Source organism: Streptomyces sp. NBC_01439 (assembly GCF_036227605.1).
Taxonomy (GTDB): domain Bacteria; phylum Actinomycetota; class Actinomycetes; order Streptomycetales; family Streptomycetaceae; genus Streptomyces.
Genome location: NZ_CP109487.1, coordinates 6,208,184 through 6,232,574, shown reverse-complemented (window position 1 = coordinate 6,232,574; position 24,391 = coordinate 6,208,184). Strand labels below are relative to the sequence as shown.

17 protein-coding genes are annotated in these 24,391 nt (G+C 72.2%); 9 read left to right on the top strand and 8 right to left on the bottom strand.

Going from position 1 to position 24,391, the window contains the following annotated elements:
* Positions 1-118 precede the first annotated feature (118 nt).
* Positions 119-679: a CGNR zinc finger domain-containing protein gene (locus tag OG207_RS28145; RefSeq protein ID WP_329102024.1), complete on the top strand. Its 561-nt coding sequence runs from the start codon at positions 119-121 to the stop codon at positions 677-679.
* Between the two features lie 273 nt (positions 680-952).
* The gene (locus OG207_RS28140) at positions 953-4,276 is read left to right on the top strand and encodes a S8 family serine peptidase (protein ID WP_329102023.1); all 3,324 of its coding nucleotides are present in this window, start codon (positions 953-955) and stop codon (positions 4,274-4,276) included.
* Positions 4,277-4,353: 77 nt separating this feature from the next.
* On the opposite strand, the gene OG207_RS28135 is transcribed toward OG207_RS28140, so the two are convergent.
* Positions 4,354-5,835 carry a M28 family metallopeptidase gene (locus tag OG207_RS28135; RefSeq protein ID WP_329102021.1) on the bottom strand — a complete coding sequence of 494 codons (1,482 nt, stop codon included), beginning with the start codon at positions 5,833-5,835 and terminating at the stop codon, positions 4,354-4,356.
* 260 nt (positions 5,836-6,095) lie between these two features.
* On the opposite strand from OG207_RS28135, the gene OG207_RS28130 reads away from it, so the two are divergent.
* Both OG207_RS28130 and pepN read left to right on the top strand, forming a co-directional pair.
* Positions 6,096-7,124, top strand: a complete 1,029-nt coding sequence (locus tag OG207_RS28130; RefSeq protein WP_329102019.1) for an aspartate-semialdehyde dehydrogenase — start codon at positions 6,096-6,098, stop codon at positions 7,122-7,124.
* Positions 7,125-7,265: 141 nt separating this feature from the next.
* Positions 7,266-9,854, top strand: coding sequence for an aminopeptidase N (gene pepN / locus OG207_RS28125; protein ID WP_329102017.1), 2,589 nt, complete (start codon positions 7,266-7,268; stop codon positions 9,852-9,854).
* Between the two features lie 211 nt (positions 9,855-10,065).
* Here pepN and OG207_RS28120 read toward each other — a convergent pair whose 3' ends face one another.
* The 4 genes from OG207_RS28120 to OG207_RS28105 all read right to left on the bottom strand — a co-directional run bounded on the left by OG207_RS28120 (position 10,066) and on the right by OG207_RS28105 (position 13,196).
* On the bottom strand, positions 10,066-10,968 hold the full coding sequence (locus OG207_RS28120; RefSeq protein WP_329102015.1) for a LysR family transcriptional regulator: 903 nt from the start codon (positions 10,966-10,968) through the stop codon (positions 10,066-10,068).
* 10 nt (positions 10,969-10,978) lie between these two features.
* Positions 10,979-11,908, bottom strand: a complete 930-nt coding sequence (locus OG207_RS28115; RefSeq protein WP_402695059.1) for a DMT family transporter — start codon at positions 11,906-11,908, stop codon at positions 10,979-10,981.
* Between the two features lie 41 nt (positions 11,909-11,949).
* Positions 11,950-12,882, bottom strand: a complete 933-nt coding sequence (locus tag OG207_RS28110; protein ID WP_329102010.1) for an EamA family transporter — start codon at positions 12,880-12,882, stop codon at positions 11,950-11,952.
* A gap of 89 nt (positions 12,883-12,971) precedes the next feature.
* Entirely contained in the window at positions 12,972-13,196 is a 225-nt protein-coding gene (locus OG207_RS28105) for a hypothetical protein (RefSeq protein ID WP_329102009.1), read from the bottom strand.
* A gap of 117 nt (positions 13,197-13,313) precedes the next feature.
* Here OG207_RS28105 and OG207_RS28100 point away from each other — a divergent pair, with 117 nt between their 5' ends.
* On the top strand, positions 13,314-13,805 hold the full coding sequence (locus OG207_RS28100) for a MarR family winged helix-turn-helix transcriptional regulator (protein ID WP_329102007.1): 492 nt from the start codon (positions 13,314-13,316) through the stop codon (positions 13,803-13,805).
* 109 nt (positions 13,806-13,914) lie between these two features.
* Here OG207_RS28100 and OG207_RS28095 read toward each other — a convergent pair whose 3' ends face one another.
* Together OG207_RS28095 and OG207_RS28090 are read right to left on the bottom strand one after the other, a co-directional pair.
* Positions 13,915-14,157, bottom strand: a complete 243-nt coding sequence (locus OG207_RS28095; RefSeq protein ID WP_329102005.1) for a hypothetical protein — start codon at positions 14,155-14,157, stop codon at positions 13,915-13,917.
* Positions 14,158-14,177: 20 nt separating this feature from the next.
* Complete coding sequence (locus OG207_RS28090; protein ID WP_329102003.1) at positions 14,178-16,175, bottom strand: 4-alpha-glucanotransferase; 1,998 nt, start codon at positions 16,173-16,175, stop codon at positions 14,178-14,180.
* A gap of 244 nt (positions 16,176-16,419) precedes the next feature.
* Between OG207_RS28090 and OG207_RS28085 the strand changes: the two genes are divergently transcribed.
* Complete coding sequence (locus OG207_RS28085; RefSeq protein WP_329102002.1) at positions 16,420-19,416, top strand: beta-N-acetylglucosaminidase domain-containing protein; 2,997 nt, start codon at positions 16,420-16,422, stop codon at positions 19,414-19,416.
* A gap of 159 nt (positions 19,417-19,575) precedes the next feature.
* Here OG207_RS28085 and OG207_RS28080 read toward each other — a convergent pair whose 3' ends face one another.
* Positions 19,576-20,112, bottom strand: coding sequence for an HNH endonuclease (locus OG207_RS28080; protein WP_327385376.1), 537 nt, complete (start codon positions 20,110-20,112; stop codon positions 19,576-19,578).
* Positions 20,113-20,398: 286 nt separating this feature from the next.
* On the opposite strand from OG207_RS28080, the gene OG207_RS28075 reads away from it, so the two are divergent.
* From OG207_RS28075 to OG207_RS28065, 3 genes are all read left to right on the top strand, one after another.
* Positions 20,399-21,481, top strand: coding sequence for a mechanosensitive ion channel family protein (locus OG207_RS28075; protein WP_329102000.1), 1,083 nt, complete (start codon positions 20,399-20,401; stop codon positions 21,479-21,481).
* 170 nt (positions 21,482-21,651) lie between these two features.
* Positions 21,652-22,881, top strand: coding sequence for an ROK family transcriptional regulator (locus OG207_RS28070; RefSeq protein ID WP_329101998.1), 1,230 nt, complete (start codon positions 21,652-21,654; stop codon positions 22,879-22,881).
* Between the two features lie 171 nt (positions 22,882-23,052).
* A complete protein-coding gene (locus OG207_RS28065; protein WP_329101996.1) occupies positions 23,053-24,387 on the top strand; it encodes an ABC transporter substrate-binding protein in 1,335 nt (444 codons plus the stop codon).
* Positions 24,388-24,391 lie beyond the last annotated feature (4 nt).

The following is a 24,391-nucleotide window of genomic DNA, read 5'->3' as shown; positions in this document are numbered from 1 at the left end:
TATCCTTCCCACGATCACATCTAACCTTTCACGTCAAGATTAAAGGTTAGATACGCGGGCGTCAACCGCTCACGTAACCTTGAGGGGTTAGCCAATCGACGAGAAGGACTCCAGCGACATGACGGCGGCGGATCCACGACCCCTGACCGGGGAGCCGGTCGCCCTCGACCTGCTCAACACCCGCTGGGTCGCAGACGGCGAACCACTGGACCTCTTCGCCGGCGCGGCCGGGCTCACCCGGGTACAGGGGCTGGCGGTCTGGCTGGAGAGCACCGGCCTGGCCGATCGCTTCCGCGCGGATGCGGCCACCCTCGTCCACCTCCTGACCGCCCGCGAGGCCCTGGCCCGCGCGGTCGCGGACCCGACCGACGAGAGCGCCCGCACCCTGGTCGACGCCGTGCTGGAGCACGGCCGCATCCGCGCCACCCTGACCGCTGACGGGCCGGGCGAGCGCGCCGAGTTCGACGATCCGACCTGGGGGCCCGCCTGGACGGCCGCCCGGAACTACCTGGACCTGCTGAGCACCGCGCCCGACCGGATCCGCAAGTGCGCCTCCGAGACCTGCGTCCTGCACTTCCACGACACCTCGCGCAACGGCACGCGGCGCTGGTGCTCGATGGCCGCCTGCGGAAACCGGGCGAAAGCCTCGCGCCACTACGCGCGCACGCGCGAGCGCTGAGCGCGCGAAATCTGTCACACCTGCACCGGAACGCGACCGCGTCCCGGTGCTGACGCATGGCCGCCAAGTCGATAAATCGATCGATCAGTCCCTGCGGTTCGCACCACTGTGCCCCGGTAAGGCCGTGCTGGCGCATTCTTCGCGCTGGCGAGGTTCCGCCATGGCAGGTCTCGGTCAATGACAACTCTCCCCAAAGAGCTGTCGCTTAGGCCAAGCTGACCGGTCATCCGGCACCGAAATCCGGACCGTATCTTTCACTTACCAGGGATGCTGATGACCCTCGAATCCCCCAGTTCCATATCCGGGGCCAGACGCGTCGCGCGCGTCGCGGCCGCGGCCGGGCTGGTCGCCGCTCTCGCGGCCACCGGCGCCGGGCCCGTCTTCGCGGCGACCGGCGCGGACACCCCGGGCACCACGCCCGCGGTCAAGTCCGCCGACCAGAAGCTCGGTTCGGCCGACGCCGAACTGCTTCAGGAGGCCAAGGCCAAGGGTGACGCGAACGTCACCGTCATGGTCGCGACCGCCCCCGGCCAGACCAAGCAGGTGGCGGACCAGCTCGGCTCGGTCCAGGGTGCCTCGGTGGGCCAGACGTACGACAACCTCGGTTACGTGCGCGCCACCCTGCCCACCGACAAGGCCGAGGCCGCGCTGAAGGCGGCCACCAAGCTGTCCTCGGTGCACGGCATCGACCTGCGGCACGAGATCCAGCTGCCGGACCCGCGCCCCGAATCGGACCGCGAGACCGGCACGGTGAAGAAGACCGCCGCCGAGACCTACGCGGCGCCGGACAAGAACACCCCCGCGAAGAACCCGTACAACCCGTCCTTCGAGACCGGTGCGGTCGACTTCGTGAAGGACAACCCGCAGGCCGACGGCCGCGGAGTGACCATCGGGATCATGGACTCGGGCATCGACCTCGGTCACCCGGCCCTGCAGAAGACCACCACCGGCGAGCGCAAGATCGTCGACTGGGTGACGGCCACCGACCCGATCACCGACAACGACGCCACCTGGCGCCCGCAGATCAATCCGGTCACCTCCAGCGGCGGCACCTTCACCGCGGGCGGCCAGAGCTGGAAGGCCCCGGAGGGCAGCTTCCAGTGGAGCCGCTTCAGCGAGTCGATCACCGCCGCCGGTGACATGAAGGGCGACGTCAACCGCGACGGGGACACCACCGACCGGTTCGGCCTGCTCTACGACGCCGCCGCCGGCACCGTCCGCGTCGACACCGACCAGGACGGCGACTTCACGAACAACGAGCCGATGAAGCCGTACAAGGACGGCTACCAGATCGGCTACTTCGGCACGGACAACCCGGCGACCGACGTCGCCGAGCGCATCCCGTTCGTGATCGAGATCCGCAAGAACGTCCCGATGGACCCGCTGGGCGGCGACTGGGTCGGCAAGAAGGCCGACTTCGTCAACGTCGGCATCATCGAGTCCGAGCACGGCACGCACGTCGCCGGCATCACCGCCGCCAACAGCCTCTTCGGCGGCCAGATGAACGGCGAGGCGCCCGGCGCCAAGCTCGTCTCCTCGCGCGCCTGCTCGTGGTCCGGCGGCTGCACCAACGTCGCGCTGACCGAGGGCATGATCGACCTCGTCGTCAACCGCGGCGTGGACATCGTCAACATGTCCATCGGTGGCCTGCCGGCGCTGAACGACGGCAACAACGCGCGCTCCGAGCTCTACAAGAACCTCATCGACACCTACGGCGTCCAGCTGGTCATCTCGGCCGGCAACTCGGGCCCGGGCGTCAACACCATCGGCGACCCCGCCCTCGCGGACAAGGTCATCTCCGTGGGCGCGTCGGTCTCCAAGGAGACCTGGGCCGCCAACTACGGCTCCGGTGTGAGCACGAAGTACAACATGTTCCCCTTCTCCTCGCGCGGTCCGCGTGAGGACGGCGGCTTCACGCCGACCATCAGCGCCCCCGGCGCGGCCATCAACACCATCCAGACCTGGCTGCCCGGCGCCCCGGTGAAGGAGGCCGGCTACACCCTGCCGGCCGGTTACGGCATGCTCCAGGGCACCTCGATGGCCTCGCCGCAGGCCGCGGGCGCCAGCGCCCTGCTGATCTCGGCCGCCAAGCAGCACAACATCAAGCTGACGCCGGCCTCGCTGCGGGTCGCGCTCACCACGGCCGCCAAGAAGATCGACAACGTCCCCGCGCACGCGCAGGGTTCGGGTCTGATCGACATCCCCGGCGCGTGGGAGTCCATCCAGCGCGACGCGAAGGCCAACGAGTTCACCGTCAAGGCGCCGGTCGACACCGCGCTCGACCAGTTCCTGAAGACCCCGGGCTTCGGCACCGGCCTGTACGACCGCGAGGGCGGCCTCAAGGTCGGCCAGAAGAAGGTCTACAACGTCGTCGTCACCCGCACCACGGGCGTCAAGTACGGCACGCGGCACGACCTGAGCTGGCGCAACAACGACGGGACCTTCAAGGTCATCGGCGGCTACGACTACGTCACCCTGCCGCTGAACAAGCCCGTCACCATCAAGGTCGAGGCCAACGCCAAGACGGCCGGCGTCCACAGCGGCATCCTGCAGCTGGACGACGAGACCACCGAGGGCATCGACAAGCAGATCCTGACGACCGTCGTGGCCGCCGCCCCCCTGGCCGCGCCGTCGTTCACCCTGTCCGACAGCTCCTCGGTGCAGCGCAACAGCCACAAGTCGTACTTCGTGACGGTCCCGCCGGGTGCCAAGAGCCTCGAGGTCGCCCTCGGCGGTCTCGCGGCGGGCGCCCAGACGCGCTTCATCGCGATCCACCCGCACGGAACGCCGGTCGACCCGACGGCCACGACCAACTGCTACCCGAACTACGACAACCCGGCCAACACCTGCCGCCCCGACGTCCGCTCGTACCCCGAGCCGACCCCGGGCGTCTGGGAGATCGAGGTCGAGGCCCGCCGTACGTCGCCGGTGCTCGACAACCCGTTCAAGCTCGACGTCTCCGTGCTCGGCGCGACCTTCGACCCCGCGGTCAAGGTCCTGCCCGAGGCGAAGCAGGGCACCCCCGCCCCGGTCCAGTGGAGCGTCAAGAACGCCGGCGCGGCCATCTCCGGCGGCAAGCTCGCCGGCGGTCCGCTCGGTTCCGCGAAGGTCGCCAAGCCGACCATCGCCCCCGGTCAGACCCAGTCCACCGAGATCGCGGTCCCCGCGGGCACCTCGCGCCTCGACGTCGCGATCGGCAAGGTGTCCGACACCGCCGCCGACCTCGACCTCGAGGTCTACAAGGACGGCATCAAGGTCGGCTCGGCCGCCGACGGCGACTCCGAGGAGGCCGTGAGCCTGGTGAACCCGGCCGCGGGCACCTACACCGTCAAGGTGATCGGCTACGCGATCCCGTCCGGCTCCACCACGTACGACTACCGTGACGTGTTCTTCTCGTCCGCCCTGGGCTCCGTCCAGGTCGACGAGGCCGCCGCGGTGAACCTCGCCACCGGCGCCACCGCGCAGGTCTCGGCGAACGTCCTGGTCAGCAGCGCGGCCCCCGAGGGCCGTCAGTTCTTCGGCCAGGTCCAGCTGCTCAACGCCCGCGGCACCGCCGCCGGCACCGGCAGCGTGCAGATCGAGAAGGTCCTCCCGTAGGAACCTGCGGTACGGAAAACCCCGAGGGGGCGGCGCTCTGACGAGCACCGCCCCCTCGGGCCGTTCCCCCTGATCCGCTACTTGCCGAGCGAGCGCAGCGACTCGGCGTAGGTGCCGACCGCGTGCGCGATCACGTCCAGGTTGGTGTCGAAGACCTTCAGGTCCAGGTTCTTCAGGTCGTCCCCCTTCCCGTGGTAGTTCGGGTCGTACGGGACCCCGGCCGTACCGCCGTAGCGCCCCGCCTGCTCGACGGTCTTGATGCCCTCGGCGCCGGTGAAGGTGCCCCCCGCCGGGATGCCGTTCGCGATGAACGGGCCGTAGTCGGAGCGGCCGTCGAAGTCACTGCCCTCGTGCGGCTTGCCCTTCTTGTCGAGGAAGCCGTTGATCAGCGCCTCGATCTGGGCCGAGCCCGCCGGTCCCGCGCCCGCACCCGTCTTGTCCGAGTCGTCCCCGTCGTAGACGAACTGCACCGGGTTCGGCGAGGCGATCATGTCGAAGTTCAGGTACAGCGCGATGTCCTTCTTCTGCTTCTCGGACAGCTGCGCGACGTAGTGCTCCGAGCCCAGCAGGCCCAGCTCCTCCGCCGACCACCAGCCGAAGCGGACCTTGTTGGCGGGCCCCTTGCCCTTCTTGTTGGCGCCCTCGTCCGCGAGCTTCAGGGCCACTTCCAGCAGCCCGGCCGAACCGGAGCCGTTGTCGTTGATGCCCGGACCCTCCGGTACCGAGTCCAGGTGGGCGCCCACGGTGACCACGCGGTCGGACCGCCCGCCCCGGGTCTCGGCGATCACGTTGCGGGTGGTCCTCTTCACGTGCTCCTGGTCCAGCTCCAGTCGCACGCTCACCTCGCCCTGCGCGGCGGCCGCGGTCAGCGCCTCGCCGTCGGCCAGCGTGATGCCGGCGCTCGGGATGATCCCTTCGGCGGGCGAGGAGAACCCGCCGCGCACCGGGGTCGTCCCGCTGTGGTTGTAGACGATGACGCCGACCGCGCCGGCCGCGGCGGCGGCCCGCTGCTTCTCCACGAAGGTGCACGCGCCCCGCTTGACCAGGGCGATCTTTCCGGCGAAGGCACCGGCCGGGTAGTCGTCGGCCGTGCAGCCGGGGGTCTCGTCGACCCGGGCCAGGGCGAGCGGCGCGGCCAGGCCGCCGGCCGGGGTGGACCGGGTGAAGGTGAACGCGGCGGTGGCCAGCTCGCGGGAGCCCTGACCGAGGACGGTGGTCCTCTCCACCTTGGTGTGCGCCTCGTAGATGTCGAAGTCCTGGTACGAGACCTGGTACCCGGCCTTCTTCAGCGTGTCGTACACGTAGGCGGCGGAGGCCGCGTGGCCCGGCGTACCGGCGGCGCGGTTGCCGCCGTTGGCGTCGGCGATCTGCTGGAACTTCTTCAGGTGGCGGTGGGCGCCCTTGGCGGTGACCTCCGGCACCAGCTCCTTGGCCAGCCGGCCCTCGCGCGGATGGGCGGCCGCCGGCGCGGCGGTCAGCAGGACGGGCGCGGCGACGGCGGCGGCCGCGAGGGCGGCGAGCGCCGGTATGGACCGGCGGCGGTGGCGGATGGCGCGCACGGTGGATCTCCCCGAATCGATGGTTCGTTCTGCGGTCGGTCATGTCCGGATAGCGGTCACGACAGACTGGACGCTAACCGGCTCCGACCAGGCAAAACGGGTGTTCAGGGGCCCCGCAACAGGCCCGCCACGAACTCGCCACGGGGGTTCACATTCAGGACACCGTCCGCACCTCGGACAATGGATTGGACAAGGCTCGTGGGGTCGAACGCATGATGGCTCCACGCGCGCCCGCGTCGTACGTACCAAAAGGAGTCACCGTGAGGGTCGGAATCGTCGGAGCCACCGGTCAGGTCGGCGGAGTCATGCGCAGCATCCTCGCCGAGCGCAAGTTCCCGGTGGACGAGCTGCGCCTGTTCGCCTCGGCCCGGTCCGCCGGCTCGACGATCGAGTGGGAGGGCCGGGAGATCGCCATCGAGGACGCCTCCACGGCCGACTACGCGGGCCTGGACATCGTGCTCTTCTCCGCGGGCGGCGCCACCTCCAAGGCCCTCGCCGAGAAGGTCGCCTCGCAGGGCGCCGTCGTGATCGACAACTCCTCCGCCTGGCGCAGCCACCCGGAGGTCCCCCTCGTGGTCTCCGAGGTCAACCCGCACGCGGTCAAGAACCGCCCCAAGGGCATCATCGCGAACCCGAACTGCACCACCATGGCCGCGATGCCGGTGCTGCGCCCGCTGCACGACGAGGCCGGCCTGACCGCGCTGGTCGCCACCACCTACCAGGCCGTCTCCGGCTCGGGTCTGGCCGGTGTGGCCGAGCTCAAGGGCCAGGCCTGCGCGGTCTCCGAGACCGCCGACCAGCTGACCTTCGACGGCGACGCGGTGGAGTTCCCCGAGCCCGCCGTCTACAAGCGCCCGATCGCCTACAACGTGGTCCCGCTCGCGGGCAACCTGGTCGACGACGGCTCCTTCGAGACCGACGAGGAGCAGAAGCTCCGCAACGAGTCCCGCAAGATCCTGGAGATCCCCGAGCTCAAGGTCTCCGGCACCTGCGTGCGCGTGCCGGTCTTCGCCGGCCACTCCCTGCAGGTCAACGCCCGCTTCGCGAACCCGATCAGCGTCGAGCGCGCCTACGAGCTGCTGAAGGACGCCCCGGGCGTCGAGCTCTCGGAGATCCCGACCCCCCTGCAGGCGGCGGGCAAGGACGCCTCCTACGTGGGGCGCATCCGCTCCGACGAGACCGTGGAGAACGGCCTCGCGCTGTTCCTCTCCAGCGACAACCTGCGCAAGGGCGCGGCCCTGAACGCGGTGCAGATCGCCGAGCTCGTGGCCGAGGAGCTGCGCGGCTGATCCCGCTCGTCCGACGCGGGGGCGGCACCGTCACGGTGCCGCCCCCGCGCGCGTTTTTTCGCCCGTGGATTAGTCCGGGGCAGTGGCGCTGTCCGGATGGCAGGATGGCCGGGCAACGTCACCATCGAAGGAGATGAACGCGTGCCTGGCACGAATCTCACCCGTGAAGAGGCTCAGCAGAGGGCCAAGCTGCTGACCGTCGACTCCTACGAGATCGAACTCGATCTCAGCGGCGCACAGGAGGGTGGCACCTACCCGTCCGTGACCACCGTGCGCTTCCAGTCGGCCGAGGCCGGGGGCGAGACCTTCATCGACCTGGTCGCACCGGCCGTGCACGAGGTCGTCCTCAACGGCAAGTCGCTGGACGTCGCGGCGGTCTTCCACGACTCCCGGATCGCCCTGCGCCACCTGGCGGCCGGGGCCAACGAGCTCCGCGTCGTCGCGGACTGCGCGTACACGAACACCGGTGAGGGCCTCCACCGCTTCGTCGACCCGGTCGACCAGCAGGCCTACCTCTACACCCAGTTCGAGGTTCCGGACGCGCGGCGGGTCTTCGCCAGCTTCGAGCAGCCCGACCTGAAGGCCACGTTCCAGTTCACCGTGACGGCCCCCGAGGGCTGGACGGTCATCTCGAACTCGCCGACGCCGGAGGCCGCGAACGTCAAGGACAACGTCTGGCGCTTCGAGCCGACCCCGCGCATCTCCTCGTACATCACCGCGCTGATCGTCGGCCCGTACCACTCCGTGCACAGCTCCTACGAGGGCAAGGACGGCCAGTCCGTCCCGCTCGGCATCTACTGCCGCCCCTCGCTCGCCGAGTTCCTCGACGCGGACGCGATCTTCGACGTCACCCGGCAGGGCTTCGACTGGTTCCAGGAGAAGTTCGCCTACGACTACCCCTTCGCCAAGTACGACCAGCTCTTCGTCCCGGAGTTCAACGCGGGCGCCATGGAGAACGCGGGCGCGGTCACCATCCGCGACCAGTACGTCTTCCGCTCGAAGGTGACGGACGCGGCGTACGAGGTGCGCGCGGAGACCATCCTCCACGAGCTCGCCCACATGTGGTTCGGCGACCTGGTCACCATGGAGTGGTGGAACGACCTGTGGCTGAACGAGTCCTTCGCGACGTACACGTCGATCGCCTGCCAGGCGTACGCGGAGGGCTCGAAGTGGCCGCACGCGTGGACCACCTTCGCCAACTCCATGAAGACCTGGGCGTACCGGCAGGACCAGCTGCCGTCCACGCACCCGATCATGGCCGACATCCGTGACCTCGACGACGTCATGGTCAACTTCGACGGCATCACGTACGCCAAGGGCGCCTCGGTGCTCAAGCAGCTCGTCGCCTACGTCGGGACGGACGCCTTCTTCAAGGGCGTACAGGCGTACTTCAAGGCGCACGCGTTCGGGAACACGCGCCTGTCGGACCTGCTGGGCGCCCTGGAGGAAACCTCGGGCCGCGACCTGGCCGCCTGGTCGAAGGCGTGGCTGGAGACGGCCGGCATCAACATCCTGCGCCCGGAGGTCACCACCGACGCGAACGGTGTGATCACCGCCTTCGGCATCCGCCAGGAGGCGCCTGCGCTGCCCGCCGGCGCCAAGGGCGAGTCCACCCTGCGCCCGCACCGCATCGCGGTGGGCCTGTACGAGCTCCAGGACGGCGCCCTCGTGCGCACCGACCGGATCGAGCTGGACATCGACGGCGCGCTCACCACGGTGCCGGAGCTGGTCGGCCGCACCCGTCCGGCGGTCTTCCTGCTGAACGACGACGACCTGTCGTACGCGAAGGTCCGCCTGGACGAGGAGTCCCTGGCCACCGTCACCGCGCACATCGGCGACTTCGCCGAGTCCCTGCCGCGCGCCCTGTGCTGGGCCTCGGCCTGGGACATGACGCGTGACGGCGAGCTCGCCACCCGCGACTACCTCGCGCTGGTCCTCTCGGGCATCGGCAAGGAGTCCGACATCGGCGTGGTGCAGTCGCTGCACCGCCAGGTGAAACTGGCCATCGACCTGTACGCCGACCCGGCGTGGCGCGAGGAGGGCCTGGCGGCCTGGACCGAGGCCACCCTGGAGCACCTGCGCGGCGCCGAGCCGGCGGGCGACCACCAGCTGGCGTGGGCGCGTGCCTTCGCGGCCAGCGCCCGCACCGAGGGGCAGCTGACCTACCTGTCGGCGCTGCTGGACGGCGCGGCGGAGATCGAGGGCCTGGCCGTCGACACCGAGCTGCGCTGGGCCTTCCTGGAGCGGCTCGCCGCGACGGGCGTCGCCGGGGAGCCGGCCATCGCCGCGGAGCTGGAGCGGGACGCCACGGCGGCCGGCGAGCGCCACGCGGCGACCGCCCGGGCGGCGCGCCCGACGGCGGAGGCCAAGGCCGAGGCGTGGGCCTCGGTGGTGGAGTCCGGCGACCTGCCGAACGCGGTGCAGGAGGCCGTGATCGGCGGCTTCATCCAGACCGACCAGCGCGAGCTGCTGGCCCCGTACACCGAGAAGTTCTTCTCGGCGGTCAAGGAGGTCTGGGAGACCCGCAGCCACGAGATCGCCCAGCAGATCGCGGTGGGCCTCTACCCGACGCTCCAGATCTCGCAGGCGACGCTGGACGCGACGGACGCGTGGCTGGCCTCGGCCGAGCCGAACGCGGCCCTGCGCCGTCTGATCTCGGAGTCCCGCGCGGGCGTCGAGCGCGCCCTGAAGGCCCAGGCCGCCGACGCCGCCGCTGCCGCTCAGGCGTAAGGGCCCCCGGGCTCTGCCCGCACCCGTGGGAGCAACTCCTCCCGCGGGTGCGGCTCCGCGCCTGGGGCTCCGCCCCGGACCCCGCGCCTCAAACTCCCCCAGCTACCGCTGGGAGGGGCCCCTGGGCGAGGCTGGAAGATCCAGCCCGCCCGGCGTTTGAGGGCACGGGCGCGGAGCGCACGTACGGGGTCCGGGGCGGAGTCCCGGACCCCTACCGCCGGGCCGACGCCACCTCGCGCAGGGCGGTCAGGACGTGGGACAGCGCGGGCGCGGACTCGGCACCGCGCCGGACCGCGGCGAGCACGTGCCGCGTCGGGCGGTCCCGCGACAGCACCCGGACGGCCACGCCCGAGGCGCGGCTCGACACCATCCGGGGTACCAGCGCCACCCCCATCCCCGCCTCGACCATGGCCAGGATCGCGGTCCAGCCGGACGCCGAGTGCGCCTGTTCCGGGACGAAGCCCGCCGCCTCGCACGCGGACCGGGCGATCTCCGACCAGGGTCCGCTGCCCCCGTAGATCCACGGGTCGCCGGACAGGTCCGCCAGCCGCAGGTCGGGCGCGGCCGCCAGCGGGTGGCTCGGCGGGAGGGCCACGTCCAGCGGGTCCTCCAGGAGCACGACCCGGGTGAACCGGGGATCGCGCGCGGTCGGTGCGTGGGCCGTGAGGGACAGCGCCAGGTCCACGTGCCCGGCCGACAGGAGCTGGTAGGCCTCGGCGGCTTCCGTCTCCCGGACCCGGACCTCCACCCCGGGACGGGTCCGCCGCAGCGCGGCCACCGCGGGGACCACGAGCGCCGGTACGGCGGTGGAGAACGCTCCCACCCGTACCTCGCCGGTGTCCCCGGCGAGGTATCCGGCCAGTTCCGCGTCGGCCCGCTCCAGTTGTGCGAACACCGCTTCCGCGTGCCGCAGGACGAGGTGGGCCGCGTCCGTGAGCCGCACCCGGCGGCCCTCGGCCTCCAGCAGCACCACGCCCAGTTGCCGGGCGAGGTTCGTCAGTTGCTGCGAAACGGCCGAGGGCGTCATGTGGAGCGCCTCGGCCGTGGCGGTCACGGTCCCCTGTTCGGCGAGGGTCCGCAAGATCCGCAGCTTCTTGATGTCCCACTCGGTCATGGGCCCGAACCTACCGCCGGGCACTCCCCAGCCCGACCCCTCCGAGGATGAGCGCCATGCAGAGCAGCTGCGCCGGTCCGGTCCGCTCGTCCAGCAGCAGGAGGCCGAGCCCGGCCACGCACACCGGCTGGAGGTAGTAGACGACTCCCGCGCGGGCCGCCCCGATCATCGAGACGGCCTTGTTCCAGGCGAAGAAGGCGACGGCAGAGGAGAACACCCCGACGTACAGCAGCGGTCCGACCGTCCCGGTGGTGGCCTCGAAGCCGCCCTGGACGGATACGGAGACGGCGTAGGCGGGTGCCAGCATCAGCGCGCCGAGCACGAAGGTGGTGATCAGGAAGGCCGCTCCGCCGAGTTCGGCGGGCTTGCGCTTGAGCAGGGCGCTGTACGTGGCGAAGGAGAGGGCGGCGGCGAACATCCACAGGTCGCCGGCGCCGAAGTCGAAGCCGAGCGAGCCGTCCCCGACGAGCAGCAGCACTCCGAAGGCGGCGAGCAGCATGCCGAAGGTCCGCCGCTTGCCGAGCCGTTCGCCGCCGAGGCGGGCGTAGAGCGCCATGATGACGGGCGAGGCGGCCATGATCATGCCCATGTTGGAGGCGGAGGTGGTTAGTCCGGCCTGGTGCACGAGCGTGTTGTAGAGGGTGACGCCGAACAGTGAGGCGAAGGCGACGAAGCCGAGGTGGCGCCGGATCAGGGCCCGCTGCTGCCAGGCCTGGCGGGCGGCGAAGGGGGCGACGGCGAGGAGGGCGATGATCCAGCGCCAGAAGACCGCCTGGACGGGCGGGACGGTCTCGGCCATGCCCCGGGTGGCGACGAAGCTGCCGGACCAGACGACCGTCGCGAGCAGGGCGAGGAGTACGCCGAGCCCGGCGGCACCCTTCTTTCCGGTGCTGCCGGGCTCGGCTTGCGAGACGGTACGGACGCGGTCCATGACGGCCACTGTGGGTCTGCTCCTCGGGGTGGGCTGGTGGGGTGTGTGGACTACCGTCGCACCGCCTCATCCGTCAGGTCCATCGAAATGTTCTGATCATTCTTTTCAGGAGAACTGAACGATCGGGGCTTGCGGGCGGCGGCCAGCTGACCGGCGACGGTGGCCCCGAAGGCGATCGCCATCCCGACGAGCTGGATCGGCGAGAGCGCCTGCCCGAGGGCGGCCCAGCCGATGACGGCGGCGGTGAGCGGGGAAAGCGGGCCGAGCAGGGTGACCGAGGTGGCACTGAGGGCTCCGATGCCGCGGAACCAGAGCCAGTACGCGATCCCGGTGTTGATCAGCATCATGTAGCCGTAGCCGAGGAAGGCCTTGCCGTCGAGCGCGGGCGGGGCGCCCTCGACGAGGGCGGCGACCGGAATGATGAACAGTCCGCCCGCGGTGAGCTGCCAGCCGGTCATCGCCAGCGGGCCCACGCCCTCGGGGCGGCCCCAGCGCTTGGTCATCACGGTGCCGGCACCCATGGAGGCGGAGGAGATCACACCGGCGACGATGCCGACCGCGTCGAGCCGGGCCTCGGCGGTCAGGACGACCATGCTCACGCCGAACGCCGCGACGACGGCGGCGAGCACGGTGCGCAGGCTCGCCCGCTCCCCGAGGACGAGCGCGGCCAGCCCTACGACGAACAGCGGGCCGGCGGCGCCCAGTACGGCCGCGACCCCGCCGGGGAGCCGATAGGCGGAGAGGAACAGGAGCGGGAAGAAGGCGCCGATGTTGAGGATGCCGAGGACGGCGGACTTCCACCACCACTGACCCTTGGGCAGGGTGCGGGCCAGGGCGGTCAGCAGCAGTCCGGCGGGCAGGGCCCGCATCACTCCGGTGAACAGCGGCCGGTCGGGCGGCAGCAGCTCGGTGGCCACGGCGTAGGTGGAGCCCCAGGAGATGGGGGCGAGTGCGGTCAGGGCGACGGTGGCTAAGCGCTTCATGGCGGGTGGCTCCTGGATCTGACGGGCGAGCGGGCGGGAGGACCGGCGGGGAAAGCCGGCGGGTGGACCGGCAGGTGGACCGGCGGGGCTCAGGCGGCGGCCGGGCCGGCCAGCGGCACGAACGCCGGCCCGACCGGCCCGGTCACCGTCATGACCAGGCCGACGACGGTGGGGGAGAGGCCGGTGACGTGGTGGAAGAAGACCAGCGAGAAGGGGACGTGCCTACCGGTCCCGATCGAGCCGATGCCGATTCCGGGGAGCCGCGACCGCTCCCCCGCGACCTTCGCTTCCCCTGATGCGGCTGTCTTCCTCATGAACACGGCCATGACCTCCCCCCCGGACTTGGTTGCTGGTAAGTAGCTTATCGCTAAGCTACTTACCGTCAAGCAACTTTCTTGCGAACGATCTCGGGGAAGCCGGATACTGCACGCATGAGTGACGACAAGGACGCAGTGGATGCGATCACGGCCCAGTGGTTCGCCGTGCGCCCCGACCTGGAGACGGCCCCCATGGCCGTCTTCGGACGCATCTACCGGATCGCCAAGGCCATGGGCGACGCAATGGAGCAGCGCTATGCGCGCTTCGGCATCTCGCGCGGCGAGTTCGACGTCGTGGCCACGCTGCGCCGGTCGGGCGAGCCCTACACGCTTTCGCCCCGGCAGCTCTCGGCCACCCTGATGCTCACCACGGGCGGCATGACCGGGCGTCTGGACAAGCTGGAGAAGGCCGGGCTGCTCTACCGCAAGCCCGATCCCCACGACCGGCGGGGGCTCCAGGTGACGATCACCGACCGCGGCCTCGCGCTCATCGACGAGGCCGTCGGCGCCGGTCTGGAAGTGCAGCGCGCCGCGCTCACCGGGCTGACCGACGACGAGGTCGCCGTGCTCACCGGCCTGCTCCGCCGGCTCCTGGCCGCCGTCTGAGGGTACGACAAGGCGCCGGGGGTCGTCGCACGGTCGAAACGAATCGGCGGTGCGGACCCCCGGCGCCCGGAAAGGTCTACTGGTCCCGGCCCCGTGGGGCCGGACCGGCTCAGGCCTGCTTCGGCTTCCGGTCCGACGACTTGTCGAGGACCATCACGAGACCGATGATGCCCAGGAAGATCACCAGGGGCAGGGCCACGTACAGGCCGAGCGTCTCACCGATGCTCAGGCCCGGACCCGGGTCGTCACCGTCGTCGCGGGTAAGCGCGAGGGCGGGAGACGTCATCAGCAGCATCATCAGCGCGGTTCCGGCCGTGACGGCGCCGGCGCGCAGAGCGTTCTTCTTGTCCACGGTGCAAACGTAGCGAACACCTAAACGGGGCGCGCGCCCGGGGGTGCCGTACGAGGCCGTGCGCCCTCCCCCACCGCGCTCAGCAGGGCGTTCGCCCGGGGCGAGGACACGAGCTCCTCCAGGGTCAGCGGCCGCCCCGCGGCATCGGCGACCGGCAGCCGCCAATTGGGGTACTGGTCCCAGGTCCCCGGCAGGTTCTGCGGCCGCCGGTCCCCCACCGCATCGGGCAGCCATACGCCGACCAGCCGCGCGGGGGTGCGCAGCAGGAAGGCGTACAGGGCCCGTACGGCGGCCTCCTCGCCCTTGGTGTCCAGTCCGAGGCCGTCCAGCAGCTCCAGCCACTCGGCGGTGTCCGCGGCGTCTTCGACGCGCTCCAGCTCGGCCGGGCGGGTCAGCAGGCCGAGCCGGTCGCGCAGTTCCACATGGCCCCCGGCGAGTTTGGCGGCCGTGGGCGGCAGGTCGTGCGTGGTGACGGTGGCCAGGCAGTCGGCCCGCCAGGCCTGTGCGGCCAGCGGGGCCCCGGCCCCGTCCCAGTCCCGCTCGAACCAGAGCACCGAGGTGCCGAGCACCCCGCGCCGGGCCAGCTCCTGACGGACCCGCGGCTCCACCGTCCCGAGGTCCTCACCGATGACCAGGGCGCCCGCCCGGTGGGCCTCCAGCACCAGGATCGCCAGCATGGCCTCGCCGTCGTAGCTGACGTACGCGCCCTCCGCGGGCGGGGTCCCCTCCGGGATCCACCAGAGCCGGAACAGACCCATCACGTGGTCGATCCGCAGGGCGCCCGCGTAGCGGAACACCCCCCGCAGCAGGGACCGGAAGGGGGCGTAGCCGGTGGCGGCCAGTACGTCCGGGCGCCACGGCGGCAGCCCCCAGTCCTGGCCGCGGGCGTTGAAGGCGTCCGGCGGGGCCCCGACCGAGATGTGCCGCGCGTAGCAGGGCGACCCGAAGACGTCGGAACCCTGCGGGTGCACCCCGACGGCGAGGTCGTGGACGATGCCGACCGTCATGCCGGCCCCGCGGGCGGCCCGCTGGGCGGCGGCGAGCTGGCCGTCCGTCAGCCAGACCAGCCAGCGGTGGAAATCGGCCCGCTCCTTCGGGTCCTCCTCCCCCGCGTGCCCCGCGCACCAGGTGGCGTGCACGTCCAGCGGAGCCCCCTGTTCGGCACAGAACGCCCGGTAGGCGGCTTCGCGTTCGGGGGTGCGCGGGACGGCGTACAGCAGTTCCAGGGCGGACCGCTTGAGTTCCCAGACGGCGTCTCGGTCGATCAGCGCGCCCTTCTCCAGGACCTGGCGGCGCAGTTCCCCACCACGGGCGGCGAGCTCGTCGAGGGCCCGGCGGTCGGGGCAGTCGGCGTATTCGGGGACGTCCTCGATCCGCAGGTGGACGGGGTCCGGGAAGCGCCGCGAGGACGGCCGGTACGGGGAGGGGTCGGTCGGGGCCCCGGGCACGGCCGCGTGCAGCGGGTTGACCTGGATGAACCCGGCGCCGTGGGTCCGGCCCGCCCAACGGGCGAGCTCCGCGAGGTCGCCGAGGTCGCCCATGCCCCAGGAGCGCTCGGAGAGCAAGGAGTAGAGCTGGACGAGCAGCCCGTGGGCCCGCCCGGGCGCGGCCGGGGCCCGTTGCGGGGCCACGACCAAGGTGGCCTCGGCGCTGCGCCCGTCGGGCGCCTCGGCGATGAGCCGGTGGACGCCCAGCGGCAGCGCGGGGCCCCATGCGAGCGCCTCCCCCGTCTCCTCGGCCAGCACCCGCACCCGGCTGCCCGGGGGCAGCGGGGCGGGCTCCGGAGCCACCCGGTCCCCCTGCCAGAGCACCACCGTGGGCGGCAGCAGCCGCTCGGCCGCCTCCTGTGCGGCGGACTCGGCGCCCGCCCGGATGCTCGCCGCGTCGTCGGTGACCACCCCCAGCAGCCCGAGGACCGCCCTGACGGTGGTCTCCGGCACCGGGACGGTGACGTCCGCGGCGGGCCGGTAGTCGGTGGCGACTCCGTACTGGGCAGCGAGCCGGGCCAGGTCGTCCATCTGCGGGCGCTCCTTCGTACGTGCGGACCTCAGAGCATGAGGATGTGTCAGATGATGGGGGCACAAGGGTGGTTCGCGAGGGTGGGACGCCGCCGGGGAACACCGCGTCCATACCCACTCGGAGGCACCGCATTCCTGTCGCATCCGGGGCAGATCACCCACTCGCATTGACACTCCCGCCGCACGGATGGTGGGCTCAGGCTCATTCGTACGAGTGGGGGACGACTCGGGACAAGGAGGCTCTGTGCGGCTCAGGGGCAAGGGGCGGAACACCGCCGCCGCCGTGGCGGTGATCGGCACGCTGCTGGGCGGTGCCGTGTCCTCCGCGCCACCCGGGACCTTCGCGGCGCCCACCACACCGGACAGAGCGGCGCCCGGAGCGGGCCCCGGAGCGACCCCCGTGTCCGCTGCCGCCGGGCCGGTGCTCGACCCGGGAGCCGACGCCCCGCGGGCCGCCACCGAGGGGCCCGCCGTGTGGCCGCGGCCGCAGTCGATGACCGCCGATCCGGCGCGCGAGCTGCCGCTGGGCACCGAGGCCGTACTGGTCGCGGGGGCCGGCGCCGACCCGTACGCCGTCAAGGTGGTGCGGGACGCCCTGCGCGCGGCGGGCGTACGGACCGTCCACGAGTCGGCCCCCGGCGCACCGCTGCCCGCACGGGGCACCGTCGTACGGCTCCAGGACGCGGACGCGGAGCAAGCGCTGCGGGCGCTGGGCGCGGCCGCCCCGTCGGACCTGCCGGCCGGGGGGTACCGGCTGGCCGCCGGCCGCCACGCCGGCCGGGACACGATCGCGGTGGCCGGCATAGGCGCGGAAGGACTCTTCCACGCGGCGCAGACGCTGCGCCAACTGCTCGCGGCGGGCGGCGGGAAGATGCCCGGCGTACTGGTGCGGGACTGGCCGGCCGCGCCGGTGCGCGGGATAACCGAGGGCTTCTACGGGCAGCCGTGGACCCAGGAACAGCGCCTCGCCCAGCTCGACTTCATGGGCCGCACCAAGCAGAACCGGCTGCTCGTCGCCCCCGGCGACGACCCGTACCGCACGACGGGCTGGCGCCAGGACTACCCGCAGGAGCAGCAGGCGGAATTCCGTGCGCTGGCCGAACGGGCCCGCGCCAACCAGGTCGTCCTGGCCTGGGCGGTGACCCCCGGGCAGTCGATGTGCCTGTCCTCGGAGGCCGACCGGGCGGCGCTCGCGCGCAAGCTGGACGCGATGTGGGACCTCGGCTTCCGCGCCTTCCAGGTGCAGTTCCAGGACGTCAGCTACTCCGAGTGGGGCTGCAAGGCCGACCGGGAGCGGTACGGGAAGGGCCCGGCGGCCGCCGCGAAGGCGCACGCCGAGGTCGCGGGAGGACTGGCGGCGCACCTGGCCGCCCGCTACCCGGGGGCGCCCGCGCTGTCGCTGCTGCCGACGGAGTACTACCAGGAGGGCGCCACCACCTACCGGACGGCCCTGGCGGGTGCGTTGGACCCGCGGGTGGAGGTGGCCTGGACGGGCGTGGGCGTGGTGCCGCGCACGATCACGGGCAAGGAACTGGCCGGCGCGCGCGCCGCCCTGGGGCACCCGCTGATCACCATGGACAACTACCCGGTGAACGACTGGGATCCGGGCCGGATCTTCCTCGGCCCGTACGCGGGCCGCGAGCCGGCGGTCGCGGGCGGTTCGGCGGCACTGCTGGCCAACGCGATGCCGCAGGGCACCCTGTCGCGGATCCCGCTCTTCACGGCGGCGGACTTCGCGTGGAACCCGCGCGGCTACCGGCCCGGCGAGTCCTGGGCGGCGGCGGTGCGGGACCTGACGGGCGCCGACCCGAGCGCGCGCCAGGCGATGGCGGCGCTCGCCGGGAACACCACGTCGTCCGGGCTCAAGCAGGAGGAGTCGGCGTACCTGAAGCCGCTCGTCGAGCAGTTCTGGAAGGCCCGCGCCGCGGGCGACCCTGCGGCCGGGACCGAGCTGCGCAAGGCGTTCACGGTCCTGCGCGAGGCCAAGGACCGGCTGCCGGCCCTGTCGGGCGAGGCGGGTCCCTGGCTGGAGCGCCTGGCGCGCTACGGGACGGCGGGCGAGCTGGCGGTGGACGTCCTGCAGGCCCAGGCCCGCGGCGACGGCGCGGCCGCCTGGAAGGCCTCCCGGGCCCTGGCCGAGGTCCGGGCGACCTTGGCGAAGCCGGGATCGGCCCGGGTGGACAAGGCCGTCCTGGACCCGTTCCTGACGAAGGCGGTGGCCGAGGCCGACGCCTGGACCGGCGCCGCCCGTCAGACCGGCACGGTGACGAAGGAGGCCGAGGCCTGGACCGTACGGCTGGACGCCCCGCGCACGGTGTCGGCGGTGACCGTGATGACCGACCCGTTCCCCGCCGGGGCGCGGGGCGCCGCGGTGGAGGCGCACGTACCCGGCGAGGGCTGGCGCAAGGTCGCCGACGCCTCGGCCTCGGGCTGGACCCAGGTGGAGACGGCGGGGCTGCAGGCGGACGCGGTGCGCCTGTCCTGGGCCGGATCCGCGCCCGCGGTGCACCAGGTGGTGCCGTGGTTCGGGGACGGCCCGCGGGCCCGGTTCGAGCTGGCGGACGGGGCCGCGGCCGACGCCGAGATCGGCGGCGCCGCGCAGCGGGTCTCGGCGACGTTGTCCGCGCTGGGTCCGGGCGAGGTCCGCGGCCCGCTGTCGGCGAAGCCGCCGGCGGGCATCGAGGTCCGCCTCCCGCAGGTCGCGGTGGCCCCGCGGGGCAGCCAGGTGTCGATCCCGCTGGAGGTCACGGTCGCCGCGGGCACCCCGGCGGGCAGCTACCAGGTGCCGGTGACCTTCGACGGGGAGTCACGCACCCTGACGGTGCGTGCGGTGCCCCGTACCGGCGGCCCCGATCTGCTGCGGACCGCGCGGGCGACGTCCTCGGCGAACGAGACCCCCGACTTCCCGGCCTCGGCGGCCGTGGACGGCTCCGCGGCCACCCGCTGGTCGTCCCCGGCGGTGGACGGCGCGTGGTGGCGGGCGGAACTGCCCGCCCCGGCGCGGGTGGGGCGGCTGGAGCTGCACTGGCAGGACGCGTACCCGTCGGCGTACCGGGTGGAGACCTCCGCGGACGGGGTGACCTGGCGCCCGGCGGCAACCGTGAAGGCCTCCCGGGGCGGCCGCGAGTCGCTCCGGATGGACGCCCCGGACACCCGTTTCCTGCGGATCACGTGCGAGACCCGCGCGACGAAGTACGGCTGCTCGCTCTGGTCGGCGGAGGCCTACGCGGTCACCCCGTAGCCCCGCCGCCCCGGCCCCGCCCTCCCGGCCCCGCCCGGGGGCACCTCCCGGCGGTAGCCGGGGGAGTTTGGGGCGCGGGGTCCGGGGCGGAGCCCCGGGAGGCCGGCCCGCAGGTCCGCGACGGGCACAACCCGACACGGAACCGGCGGCCCTGCGGAGCTAACCGGCCGCGACCCCGATCCGCTCCAGCGCGTCCTCGGCCCCGTACGGCTGGAGGTACGGCATCCACCGAGGATCCCGGTGCCCCGTGCCGATGATCCGCCACGCCAGCCCGGACGGCGGGGCCGGCTGGTGGCGCAGCCGCCAGCCGAGTTCCAGCAGGTGCCGGTCGGCCTTGACGTGGTTGCAGCGCCGGCACGCCGCGACGACGTTGTCCCAGACGTGCTGTCCGCCCCGGCTGCGCGGAATGACGTGGTCGACGCTGGTGGCGACGGCGCCGCAGTACATGCAGCGACCGCCGTCCCGCGCGAACAGTGCGCGCCGGGTGAGTGGAACGGGCCCCCGGTAGGGGACCCGCACGAAGCGCTTGAGCCGTACCACGCTGGGCGCGGGGACGACCCTTGTCGCGCTGTGCAGATAGGCGCCGGATTCCTCCAGGGAGACCGCTTTGTTCTCCAGGACGAGGACGAGCGCGCGGCGGAGCGGTACGACGCCGAGGGGCTCGTACGACGCGTTGAGGACCAGGACGTGCGGCACGGACTGCCTCCTTGTACGCCGGCGGCGCGTGGCTCGCGCCGGGACGATCTGTTCTCCAGTCTCTCCTTACGGCTAATCGAAACGCCACCACTCGCCCGTAACGGGTCCGAGGTGTTTTCAACCACAGTCAGTCATCCCCAGGTGAGTCTGGTCTCTCCCTCGAACACGGCACCAAGGTGAAGGGATTGCCCCGTTAGTGTGGTTGGTCTGTCCCGCATGTCCCCGGATCCGTCCGGGGGCTCCCCCCGGTTCCGCGGGCAGACCGCTACACCTGGAGGTTCCCGTCGTGCCCTGGCCCGCCGCTCTGCTGCCGTTGGCAGCCGACGTTCCGGACGCGCCCGCATCGGTCAAGGAGGCGCAGGAGAGCGTCACCGAGGCCGCCAGCTTCATCGAGCAGAACTGGGCCACCTGGCTGAGCATCGGCCTGCGGATCCTGCTGATCGTCGTGATAGCGGCGGTGATCCGCTCGGCGGTCCGCAAGGCGCTGACCAAGCTGATAACCCGGATGAACACCAGCGCCGAGGCGGTGGAGGGCACCGCCCTGGGCGGACTGCTGGTCAATGCGGAGCGTCGGCGCCAGCGTTCGGAGGCGATCGGCTCGGTGCTCCGCTCGGTGGCCTCGTTCCTGATCCTCGGTACGGCCGCACTGATGGTGCTGGCCGCCCTGAAGATCGACCTGGCCCCGCTGCTCGCGAGTGCCGGTGTGGCCGGTGTGGCGATCGGTTTCGGTGCCCGGAACCTGGTGACGGACTTCCTGTCCGGCGTCTTCATGATCATGGAGGACCAGTACGGCGTCGGCGACAAGATCGACGCGGGCGTGGCCTCGGGCGAGGTCATCGAGGTCGGACTGCGCGTGACCAAGCTCCGCGGGGACAACGGCGAGATCTGGTACGTGCGCAACGGCGAGATCAAGCGGATCGGCAACCTCAGCCAGGGCTGGGCGACCGCGGGCGTGGACGTCCAGGTCAAGCCTTCGGAGAACCTGTCCCGGATCCGCGAGGTGGTCAAGGAGGTCGCGGACGCCATGGCCAAGGAGTCCCCGTGGGACGAGCGCCTGTGGGGTCCGGTGGAGGTGCTGGGCCTGGACGAGGTGCTGCTCGCCTCGATGACCGTGAAGGTGTCGGCCAAGACCATGCCCGGCCAGCAGTTCGCGGTGGAGCGGGAGCTGCGCTGGCGGATCAAGGAGGCCTTCGACGCCGCGGGCATCCGGATCATCGGCGGCATGCCGGCGCCCGACGAGGACGAGGAGGCCCCGGCGGACCCGTCGGCCTCGGTCGCCGCGCCGTCCGCCCTCGCGAACCCGGCCTCCCCGCAGTCGCTGGCCACGGCCCCGATCCCGCCGCCGGCCGGCCCGCGGATCACCAAGTGACCGCGTAGCCGCGTAGCCGCGTAGCCACACGTCGCACGAGCCCCGCTCGCCCCGCTGCCCCGCAGGTCATCCGTGAAATGACACGGCCTGCGGGGCAGCGGCATTGACACACTTCAACAGGTGATAGGAAACTTACCTAACAGATCGCCTCGGTGAGGGAGAGCCGCTCGATGCCCGCCGCCACGCCCGGAACGCCCAGCCTGTTGCGCGCCATGAACGACCGGGCCGCACTCGAACTCCTGCTGACGCACGGCCCGCTGTCCCGGACCCGCATCGGACACCTGACCGGACTGTCCAAGCCCACCGCCTCGCAGTTGCTCGCCCGCCTCGAAGCGGTCGGGCTCGTCGTGGCCACCGGCACGGACGGCGGACGCCCCGGCCCGAGCGCCCAGCTCTACGCGATCAATCCGCGCGCCGCCCACGTCGGCGGCCTCGACGTCACACCGGAGCGGGTCCTGGCGGCCGTCGCCGACCTCACCGGCACGGTGGTCGCCACCCACGAGGTCCCCTACACCGAGGGCGCGGAGGCCGTCGCCCAGGTGACCGAGGCCCTCGGCGGGGCCGTCAAGGCCGCCGGACTGCACCGCACCGACCTGCACCGGGTGGTCATCGGCACGCCGGGCGCCTTCGACCCCCAGACCGGCCGCCTGCGCTACGCCAGCCACCTCCCCGGCTGGCACTCCCCCACCCTCCTGGAGGAGCTGGCGGCGGCGCTGCCGATGCCCGTCGAGTACGAGAACGACGTCAATCTCGCCGCCGTCGCCGAGCAGCGGCTCGGGGCCGCCCGCGGCCACGAGGACTTCGTCCTGCTGTGGAACGAGGAGGGTCTCGGCGCCGCACTGGTACTGGGCGGCCGGTTGCACCGGGGCTGGACCGGCGGCGCCGGCGAGGTGGGCTTCCTGCCGGTACCGGGCCGCCCCCTGGCCCGGCAGGTCACCCGGGCCAACTCCGGCGGGTACCAGGAGCTGGCCGGTGTGGAGGGACTCCCCCGACTCGCCGCGGAACTGGGCGTGGAGCCGCCGGACGCCCCCGGGGCACCCAACGCCCCCGGGGCCGCGCACGGACCGGAGGTCGCCGCCGCCGTCGCCCTGCTCGCACGGGCCGCCGCCGCCCCCGAGGGAGCGCAGCTGACGTTCCTCCAGGCGTACGCCACCGCACTGGCCACCGGTCTCGCCTCGGTCGTCGCCGTGCTGGACCCGGAGATCGTGGTCCTGTCCGGGGCGGCGATCAGTGCGGGGGGCGAGCCGCTGCGCGCGCTGCTGGAGGCCGAACTCGCCGAGCTGGCCCCCTCCCGGCCCCGACTGGTCCCCGGCGAGGTGCGGGAGCGGCCCGTCCTGCACGGCGCGCTGGAGAGCGCGCTGGCCGCCACCCGGGACGAAGTGTTCGACACCTCGGGCTGAACCCGCCCGCCGCCTGCCGTCCGCGCCCTCCCCCGCACCGCGCACCCCTCACCCCGGCACCCCCCGCACCGCATACCCCTCACCCCGGCACCCCCGCACGGCTCACCGCCACCGCCACCCCCACCCGGCACCCCCCCACGGAAGTTCCTCCTGCAGAGAGCGAGCCCCGCCATGCCCAGAACCGGACGTCTGACCACCGCGACCGCCGTCCTCGCGGCGATATCCGCCCTCGCCACGGCCTGTACGGGCCAGGGCGCGGACACCGCCTCCGACGACCCGAAGGCGGACGTCACCCTCAACTTCTGGCACGGCTGGTCCGCGCCGAGCGAGACCAAGGCGATCGAGGAGAACATCGCCCGGTTCGAGAAGGCGCACCCGAACATCAAGGTCAAGGTCACCGGCAACATGACCGACGACAAGGTCAACCAGGCGCTGCGGGCGGGCGGGGACAAGGCCCCCGACGTGGTCTCCTCCTTCACCACCGACAGCGTGGGCACGTTCTGCAACTCCCACGCCTTCGCCGACCTGAACCCCTTCCTCGCGAAGTCCGGCGTGGACAAGACGAAGGTCTTCCCCAAAACCCTGCTGGAGTACACCCAGTTCGAAGGCAACCAGTGCACGCTGCCGCTGCTGCACGACGCGTACGGGCTCGTCTACAACAAGACCGCCTTCGCGGCCGCCGGCATCACCGAACCCCCCAAGACCTGGAGCCAGTTCGCCGAGGTCGCGCAGAAACTCACCAAACCCCAGGGCGACTCGTACGAGCAGGTCGGCCTGATGCCCACCTTCCACGGCTACGAGACCACCCCCATGCGGCTCGCCGCCCAGTGGAGCCCCACCTATTTCACCCCCGACGGCAAGTCCGCTCTGGCCGCGGACCCGGCCTTCGCGAAGATGCTGACCGCGCAGAAGGACCTGGTGGCGAAGCTCGGCGGCTACGAGAAGCTGGAGCGGTTCCGCAACACCTTCGGGGACGAGTGGAGCGCCGAACACCCCTTCCACACCGGCCGGGTGGTCATGCAGATCGACGGCGAGTGGCGGGCCCCGATGGCGAAGGAGGCCGGCGTCTCCTTCGAGATCGGCACCGCGCCGCTGCCCGTGCCCGACGAGCAGGCCGACGACTACGGCAAGGGCTACCTCTCCGGCACGATCATGGGCATCGCCGCGGGCAGCAAGAAGCAGAACGCCGCCTGGGAGCTGGTCAAGTACATGACGACCGACACCGGGGCGGTGGTGGCCTTCGCCAACGCCATCCACAACATCCCGTCCACGTTCGGCGCCCTGGACTCCCCGGACCTGCAGGTGACCCCGGAGTTCAAGACCTTCCTCGACATCGCCCGGCACCCGAAGTCCAGCACCACCCCGGCCAAGGCCGACGGCGGCACCTACCAGCTGACCTTCACGGACTTCGCGTACGCCGTCGAGAAGGGCGACGTCGGCGACGTACCGGCCGGTCTCGCCAAGACCGACCAGCAGATCGACACGGACATCGCGAAGGCGAAGTAGCCCG

What these genes read in the sequence shown, in the direction of transcription:
- OG207_RS28105 (WP_329102009.1), bottom strand. Translation starts at nt 13,196, where the DNA reads ATGAGGAAGACAGCCGCATCAGGGGAAGCGAAGGTCGCGGGGGAGCGG.
- OG207_RS28100 (WP_329102007.1), top strand. Translation starts at nt 13,314, where the DNA reads ATGAGTGACGACAAGGACGCAGTGGATGCGATCACGGCCCAGTGGTTC.
- OG207_RS28065 (WP_329101996.1), top strand. Translation starts at nt 23,053, where the DNA reads ATGCCCAGAACCGGACGTCTGACCACCGCGACCGCCGTCCTCGCGGCG.
- OG207_RS28090 (WP_329102003.1), bottom strand. Translation starts at nt 16,175, where the DNA reads ATGGACGACCTGGCCCGGCTCGCTGCCCAGTACGGAGTCGCCACCGAC.
- OG207_RS28120 (WP_329102015.1), bottom strand. Translation starts at nt 10,968, where the DNA reads ATGACCGAGTGGGACATCAAGAAGCTGCGGATCTTGCGGACCCTCGCC.
- OG207_RS28145 (WP_329102024.1), top strand. Translation starts at nt 119, where the DNA reads ATGACGGCGGCGGATCCACGACCCCTGACCGGGGAGCCGGTCGCCCTC.
- OG207_RS28140 (WP_329102023.1), top strand. Translation starts at nt 953, where the DNA reads ATGACCCTCGAATCCCCCAGTTCCATATCCGGGGCCAGACGCGTCGCG.
- OG207_RS28110 (WP_329102010.1), bottom strand. Translation starts at nt 12,882, where the DNA reads ATGAAGCGCTTAGCCACCGTCGCCCTGACCGCACTCGCCCCCATCTCC.
- OG207_RS28070 (WP_329101998.1), top strand. Translation starts at nt 21,652, where the DNA reads ATGCCCGCCGCCACGCCCGGAACGCCCAGCCTGTTGCGCGCCATGAAC.